The organism is Microbacterium sp. UMB0228 (genome assembly GCF_002871415.1).
In the GTDB taxonomy this organism is placed as follows: domain Bacteria; phylum Actinomycetota; class Actinomycetes; order Actinomycetales; family Microbacteriaceae; genus Microbacterium.
Window position 1 is genome coordinate 103,982 of the sequence record NZ_PNFU01000002.1, and the last position, 7,739, is coordinate 111,720.

At 71.5% G+C, this 7,739-nt stretch carries 5 protein-coding genes; 3 read left to right on the forward strand and 2 right to left on the reverse strand.

Features of this window, described 5'->3' with window-relative positions:
* Positions 1–190, reverse strand: a 190-nt coding sequence (locus tag CJ226_RS18270; protein ID WP_219719853.1) for a hypothetical protein, incomplete at its 3' end; no start/stop codon positions are given.
* Between CJ226_RS18270 and CJ226_RS04675 the strand changes: the two genes are divergently transcribed.
* Both CJ226_RS04675 and CJ226_RS04680 read left to right on the forward strand, forming a co-directional pair.
* Positions 180–5,921, forward strand: coding sequence for a GEVED domain-containing protein (locus tag CJ226_RS04675; RefSeq protein ID WP_219719854.1), 5,742 nt, complete (start codon positions 180–182; stop codon positions 5,919–5,921). The genes CJ226_RS18270 and CJ226_RS04675 overlap by 11 nt on opposite strands.
* A 63-nt stretch (positions 5,922–5,984) precedes the next feature.
* Positions 5,985–6,452 (forward strand): hypothetical protein, encoded by a 468-nt coding sequence (locus CJ226_RS04680; RefSeq protein ID WP_102208463.1) that lies wholly within the window; start codon positions 5,985–5,987, stop codon positions 6,450–6,452.
* 22 nt (positions 6,453–6,474) lie between these two features.
* Here the strand turns inward: CJ226_RS04680 and CJ226_RS04685 are convergent, their stop codons facing one another.
* Positions 6,475–7,335 (reverse strand): ribokinase, encoded by an 861-nt coding sequence (locus CJ226_RS04685; protein ID WP_102208464.1) that lies wholly within the window; start codon positions 7,333–7,335, stop codon positions 6,475–6,477.
* A 49-nt stretch (positions 7,336–7,384) separates the two neighbouring features.
* Between CJ226_RS04685 and CJ226_RS18275 the strand changes: the two genes are divergently transcribed.
* Positions 7,385–7,739 (forward strand): nucleoside hydrolase (locus tag CJ226_RS18275; protein ID WP_219719856.1); only part of this gene is annotated, 355 nt, incomplete at its 3' end.

Consider the following 7,739-nt stretch of genomic DNA (forward strand, 5'->3'; position numbering starts at 1 on the left):
ACGGCTCGGTCTCCCAGGAGCTGAATGCGGCGACGTATCTGGGGTGGTCGGCCGATGCGGAGACGGCGATGCAGTACAGCGCGAACGCGACGGGCGACAACGTGGTCGGCGGCACGGCCCCGAACCAGACGATCAACGACGAGACGGGGGTGGCGTCGTTCGGGCCGATCATGGCGAGCGTGACGAACACCTACTCGGTGTCGGTGCTGGCTTCCAACAAGGTGCCGGGTGTGCCGGCGACCCTGGTCGGCTGGATCGACTTCAACCGCAACGGCGTGTTCGATGCGAACGAGGGCGCCACCGCGACGGTCCCCGCGGGCACGGCGGACGGCTCGTCCGTGACGTTGAACTGGTCCGGCATCGCCTCGCAGACGGTGGGCGGGCAGACGTTCGCGCGGTTCCGCATCCAGAGCGGGACAGGGCTGACCACGGCGACCCCGACCGGAACCGGCGGTCCGGGTGAGGTGGAGGACTACGCCGTCACGATCACGGCTCCGGCGCCGTCTCTGGCGTTGACGAAGACGGTCACGCCGACCACCGCCACCGCGGCGGGGGACACGGTGACCTATTCGTTCGCGGTCTCCAACACCGGCAACGTCGCCGTCTCGGGGCTCGGCATTCGCGAGTCCGCGTTCAGCGGCACCGGGACGCTCGGGGCGGTGGACTGTGCGGCGACGACACTCGCCGTGGGGCAGAACACGACCTGTACGGCGGCGTACACGCTGACGCAGGCGGACATCGACGCGGGCACGGTGACGAACACCGCGGTCGCGACCGGAACCTCCGAGGCCAACACCGGCGTGGAGAGCAACCCGAGCAGCGCGACGGTCACGACGACCCGCACCCCGGCGCTCACGGTCGTGAAGTCGGCGACCCCGTCCGGACCGGACGACTTCACGGTCGGCCAGGTCATCGACTATTCGTTCATCGTCACCAACACGGGCAACGTGACCGTCTCGAACATCGCGGTGAATGAGACGGCGTTCACGGGGTCCGGGACGCTCTCGGCGGCCGTGTGCCCGACGGCCCCGCTCGCCCCGGGTGCGCAGGCCACCTGTACCGCGAGCTACACCCTGACGCAGGCGGACGTGAACGGGGGATCGGTCAGCAACACCGCGACCGCCACCGGTGTGCCGCCGGGGTCGCTGACGCCTCCGGTGTCCCCGCCGTCGACCGTGCGCGTGCCGGTCGACCCTGCTCCGGCGATCTCGCTGGAGAAGAGCTCCGAGACGACCGCGATCACCGGCGCCGGGCAGACGATCGACTACTCCTTCCTCGTCACGAACACCGGAAACGTGACCCTGACGAACGTCGGCATCGACGAGCAGTCCTTCTCCGGCACCGGGGCCCTCGACGTGACCTGCCCCGCCGGCGCCGGATCGCTCGCTCCCGGAGCGCAAGTGACCTGCACCGCGACTTACACCGTGACGGCTGCGGACTACAACACCTCGGCGCTCACGAACACGGCCACCGCGACGGGCACGCCGCCGACCGGCACGGCACCGGTGTCCTCGCCGTCCACGGTCGAGATCCCGGTCACGGCCGCTCCTGCGCTCACGGTGGCCAAGTCGGCCGACCGCACGGAGATCACCGCAGCAGGCCAGACGATCACCTACTCCTTCCTCATCACCAACACGGGGAACGTGACGATCGCCGACGTCGGCGTGACGGAGACGTCGTTCACCGGAACGGGAACCGCCCCCGTCATCACCTGCCCCGCGGCCGCTGCCTCGCTGGCACCGGGCGCCCAGGTGACCTGCACGGCGCCTTACGTCGTGACCCAGGCCGACATCGATGCGGGCGGCGTGACGAACACGGCGACGGTGACCGGCGAGCCGCCCGCGGGCGAGCCGCCGGTGTCGCCGCCGTCGACTGTCGTGGTCCCCGCAGCGGAGACGCCCGCGATCACCCTCGTCAAGACCGCGGATCCGACGTCCATCACTGCGGCCGACGCCACCATCGATTACATGTTCCTCGTGACCAACACCGGTAACGTGACGCTGACCGACATCGGGGTGACCGAGACCGCGTTCTCCGGCACGGGAACGGCGCCTGTCGTCACCTGCCCGGCTGCAGCGGCAAGCCTCGCCCCGGCGGCTCAGGTCACCTGCACCGCGTCCTACGCGGCGACGCAGGCGGACGTCGATGCCGGCCAGGTCACGAACACAGCCACGGCGACCGGCACCCCGCCCCGCGACCTCGAACCGCCCGTCTCCGCGCCCTCCACCGCGATCGTCACCGTGCCCAGCAGTCCGGCCCTCACGGTTGCGAAGACGGCCGACCGCACGGAGATCACCGCTGCGGGACAGATCGTCACCTACTCGTTCCTGGTCACCAACACCGGCAATGTCACCATCGCCGACGTGACCGTCGACGAGGTGTCGTTCACCGGGACGGGTACCGCTCCGGTCGTCACCTGCCCTGCCGAAGCGGCGTCTCTCGCGCCCGGGTCCCAGGTGACGTGCACCGCGACCTACGAGGTGACGCAGGCCGACATCGATGCGGGCGGCGTGACGAACACCGCCACCGTGACGGGCGACCCGCCCGGAACCCTCGAGCCGCCGGTGTCGCCGCCGTCCGAGGTGGAGGTGCCGTCGATCGAGACCCCCGGCATCACCGTGGTGAAGTCGGCCGACCCCTCCACCGCCGCCGGATACACGGTGGGGACGGAGATCACCTACACGTTCGTCGTGACCAACACGGGCAACGTGACGCTCACCGACGTGACGGTGCAGGACACGGCCTTCACGGGTTCCGGCGAGCTGTCGGCCATCTCGTGTCCGGCGGGGGCCGCTTCGCTCGCGCCGGGGGCGCAGGTGGCATGCACCGCCATGTACACGCTGACGCAGAGCGACATCGACGCCGGGCAGCTGTCGAACACGGCGACAGCGACGGGCACGCCGCCCTCCGGCACACCGCCGGTGTCGCCGCCCTCGACGGTGGAGATCCCTGGCGACCCGGCTCCGGCGCTCACCGTGGCGAAGACCGCTGACCGGACCGAGATCACGGCAGCGGGACAGACGATCACCTACTCGTTCCTCGTGACCAACACCGGGAACGTCACGGTGCGCGACGTCACGGTCGAGGAGGGCACCTTCACGGGTACGGGTCCTGCTCCGGTGGTGACCTGTCCTGCGGGTGCCGCCACGATGGTTCCCGGCGCGCAGGTGACGTGCACCGCCGAATACGTCGTCACCCAGGCCGACATCGACGCGGGTGGGGTGACGAACACCGCGACGGTGACGGGCACGCCGCCGTCGGGGGAGCCGCCGGTGTCGCCGCCGTCCGAGGTCGAGGTGCCGTCGGAGCCGTCGCCGGGGCTCACGGTGTCGAAGACGGCAGACCGGACCGAGATCACGGCCGCTGGCCAGACCATCACGTACACGTTCGTCGTCGCGAACACCGGCAACGTCACCCTGACGGACATCGAGGTGACGGAGGCCTCCTTCACCGGTACGGGGACCCCGCCGGTGATCGAGTGCCCGCCTGGCGTATCCTCGCTCGCACCGGGGCTCGACGTCACCTGCACCGCGGAGTACGTCGTCACCCAGGCCGACATCGACGCGGGTGGAGTGACCAACACGGCGACCGCCACGGGCACGCCGCCGTCGGGGGAGCCGCCGGTGTCGCCGCCGTCCGAGGTCGAGGTGCCGTCGGAGCCGTCGCCGGGCCTGTCGGTGGTGAAGTCGTCCGACCGGACCACGATCACCGCGGCCGGCCAGACGATCACCTACTCCTTCCTGGTCACCAACACGGGCAACGTGACGATCGCGGACGTGACGGTCGACGAGACGGCCTTCACCGGCACCGGCACGGCGCCGGTCGTGACGTGCCCCGCGGGCGCCGCGTCCCTCGCGCCGGGAGCCCAGGTCACCTGCACGGCGCCCTACGTGGTCACCCAGGCCGACCTGGACGGCGGCGGGGTGACGAACACCGCGACCGTGACCGGCACGCCGCCCTCGGGTGAACCCCCGGTGTCGCCGCCGTCGACCGTCCTGGTCCCCGGTGACCCGGCACCCGCGCTGACCGTGGCGAAGACCGCCGACCGCACCGAGATCACCGCGGCGGGTCAGACGATCACGTACTCGTTCCTCCTCACGAACACCGGCAACGTCACGCTGACGGATGTCGGGGTGGACGAGGTCTCGTTCACCGGCACCGGCACGGCGCCGGTGGTGACCTGTCCGGCGGGGGCGGAGTCGCTCGCTCCGGGAGCGGAGGTGACGTGCACCGCGCCGTATGTCGTGACGCAGGCTGACATCGATGCGGGTGGCGTCACGAACACCGCCACCGGTACGGGAACGCCGCCGTCGGGGCAGCCTCCGGTCTCGCCGCCCTCGACGGTCGAGGTGCCCTCGGACGGGTCGCCGGCCCTCACTATCGCCAAGACCGCGGACCTCACCGAGATCTCTGCCGCAGGGCAGACGATCACGTACTCGTTCCTCATCACCAACACGGGCAACGTCACGATGACGGATGTCGGCGTGGACGAGGTGTCGTTCTCGGGGACGGGAACCGCGCCGGTGATCACGTGTCCGGCCGCGGCGGCCTCGCTGGCCCCCGGTGCGTCCGTGACCTGCACGGCGCCGTACGTGGTCACCCAGGCGGATGTGGATGCCGGGCGACTCACGAACACGGCCGTCGCGACGGGAGAGCCGCCGACGGGTCCGCCGACCAGCGAACCGCCGCTCACGCCGCCGTCGACGGTGGAGGTCCCCGGTGACCGGAACCCGGCGATCACGGTCGTGAAGTCCGCGACGCCGGACGCTCCGGACTCCTACGTGGTGGGGCAGGAGGTCGTCTATTCGTTCGTCGTGACCAACACCGGCAACGTCACGCTGACGGATGTCGTGGTGAACGAGGGGGCGTTCTCGGGCACCGGAGAGTTGTCGGCGATCGACTGCCCGGCCGGGACCGCATCGATGGCGCCCGGTGCGCAGCTCATCTGCACGGCGTCGTACGTGCTGACGCAGGAGGACATCGACGCGGGGCAGGTGACGAACTCCGCCACGGCGACCGGTGTGCCGCCCGGGGACCTGCAGCCCCCGGTGTCGCCGCCGTCCGAGGCGCGCGTCCCCGCGCTCCCCGCGCCTGGACTGAGCATCGTGAAGTCGGCGACGCCGGCCGTGATGACGACGGTGGGGGAGACCCTGGAGTACTTCTTCGTCGTGACCAACACGGGCAACGTGACGCTGGCCGACGTGGCGGTCGAGGAGACGGAGTTCTCCGGAGAGGGCGACCTCTCGGCCATCGCCTGCCCCGATGAGGCCGCGCGCATCATCCCCGGGCAGACCGTGACCTGCACGGCGACGTACACGACGACGCAGGCGGACGTCGACTCCGGCCGGCTGACCAACACGGCGACGGCCACCGGCACACCGCCGTCGAGCACGCCGCCCGTGTCGCCGCCGTCGACGGTCGAGGTGCCCTTCGAGGGGACGAACGAGCTCGCGATCGAGAAGCGCGCGACGACCGTCGACGTGAACGGCAACGGACTCATCGACCTCGGCGACCGGGTGGAGTGGACGATCGTCGTCAGCAACATCGGGGCGCAGACGGTCTCCGACATCGTCGTGTCCGATCCGACCGCGGGCGCGGTGACCTGCCCGGCGACCAGCCTCGCCTCCGGGGAGCGGATGACGTGCACCGTGCCGCCGCACACCATCGATGCCGCCGACGTGCGTCGCGGTGAGGTGCGCAACGTCGCGACCGTGACCGGCAACACTCCGGGCGGGCCGATCGATCCGCCGACCTCGCAGACGGTCACCCGTGTGGTGCCGACGCCGCCGAGCGGGCTCGCCGTCACGGGTGGGACGCTCACCGCCGGTGGCATGCTGCTGGGCGGAGTGATGGTCCTCGCCGGCCTGGGTCTCGGCCTGACGCGGGTACGCCGGCGAGAGGAAGAGCAGGAACAGCGCTGATCGAGAGACGGTCCGTGGCGGTGATCGCCCGCCACGGACCGGTCCCGGTCGAAGGAGGGGTCCATGATGTCCACACGCCGCCGAAGTATCGCCCGCCTCGCGGCTCCGATCCTGATCCTCGGATTCCTTCTCAGCGGCTGCACGCCCGCGGCGGAGAAGCCGGCCCCGACCCGGACCGCCGCGGAAGGGGCGCCGCAGATCCCCGGTGAGGACGAGGGAGTCGTCGGAGCGACGAGCGTGCCGGAGGACGTGCCGGATGCCCCGGAGGTGCGCGCCGGGACCCAGATCACGGCGTGCACCACGGAGGAGGACGGCGGGACGGCGACCGGGGTGGTCGGCAACCCCACGGACGAGGATGCGACCTACGTCGTGACCGTGTTCTTCACCACCGACGCCGCCACGGTCGTCGGGTCCGGTCAGGCGACGGTGGAGGTCCCCGCGGGCGAGGAGGTCGACTGGTCGCTCACCGCGGACTTCGTGCCGCCGAGCGACCTCCGCTGCGCGCTGCGCGGAGCGGGCGCCGCGTCCTGACCCGATCCCGGTCGCGGGGCCGCTACGACCCGGGGACGTAGCGCGCGAGCGGCTCGAAGGGCGGCTGCGAGGAGAGGTCCGCGACAGCGGCCGCGCCGACCGCGCAGGCCGTCTGCAGGGCCTGCCGCGGGGAGAGTCCGCTCTGCAGGGCGAGCACGAGCGCGGCGCAGAAGGCGTCTCCCGCGCCCACGGTGTTGACGGCGCGCGTGGGCACGCCGTCCGCCCGGGCGATCTCCTCCCCGCAGCGGAACAGGGCCGCGCCCGCGGCGCCGTAGGTCACGGCGACGAGCGCGGCATCCGCCAGCTCCGGCATCAGCTCACGCTCGGTCTCGTTCACGATGAACAGATCCACCCGCTGGAGCAGCGCGTCAGGGAGGGGCCGTGCGGGGGCGGCGTTGACCGCGATGAACCCTTCGGCGCGGGCGACCACGTTCTCGACGACGGACAGCGCGATCTCCAACTGCAGCAGGACGGCCTCGTCCGGCCCGAAGGCGACGCCCTCGAGGGAGACGAGCTCGTTCGCGCCCGGGCACACCGCGATCTGGTTCTCGGCCTCGGCGTCCACGACGATCAGCGCGGTCCCGGTGGGTGCGGCGACCTGGCGGAGGTCAGTGGTGTCGACGCCGGCCCGACCAAGCTCCTCGCGCATCCAGGCGCCGTCGGCGTCCGCCCCCACCGCGCCCACCATGCGGACCCGGCTACCCAGCTTCGCGGCCGCGACGGCCTGGTTGGCGCCCTTGCCGCCGAGGTCCCGGGAGAGTCGGCCCCCGGCGACGGTCTCCCCGGCGGTCGGGAGCCGGTCGACGAAGGCGGTGAGGTCGACATTCGCGCTTCCGACGACGACGAGGGCGGGGGCGAGGACGGCGTCCGGCTTGACGTTCATGAGAAAGAGTGTAAACGTTTACGCACACCCGATTGCAAAGGAGCACCCCATGCCCGTCCCCGTCCTCCTCGACTGCGACCCCGGCCACGACGACGTCTTCGCCATCTGGCTGGCGGCCGGGAACGAGCAGATCGACCTCCGCGGCGTCACCACCGTCGGCGGCAACGGCTACCTGGAGCACACCACGCGGAATGCCCAGATCGCCCTCACGGTCGCAGGCGTGACCGGCGTGCCGGTCGCGGCGGGAGCCGACAAGCCGCTCCGCCGTGAGCTCACCCCGGGGGCCTGGATCCACGGCGACAACGCCCTCGGCGGACCCGTGCTTCCCGAGCCCACGGTGCCGCTCGACCCGCGGCACGCCGTCGACTTCCTCGCGGAGACCCTGAACGCGTCCGCGGAGCTGA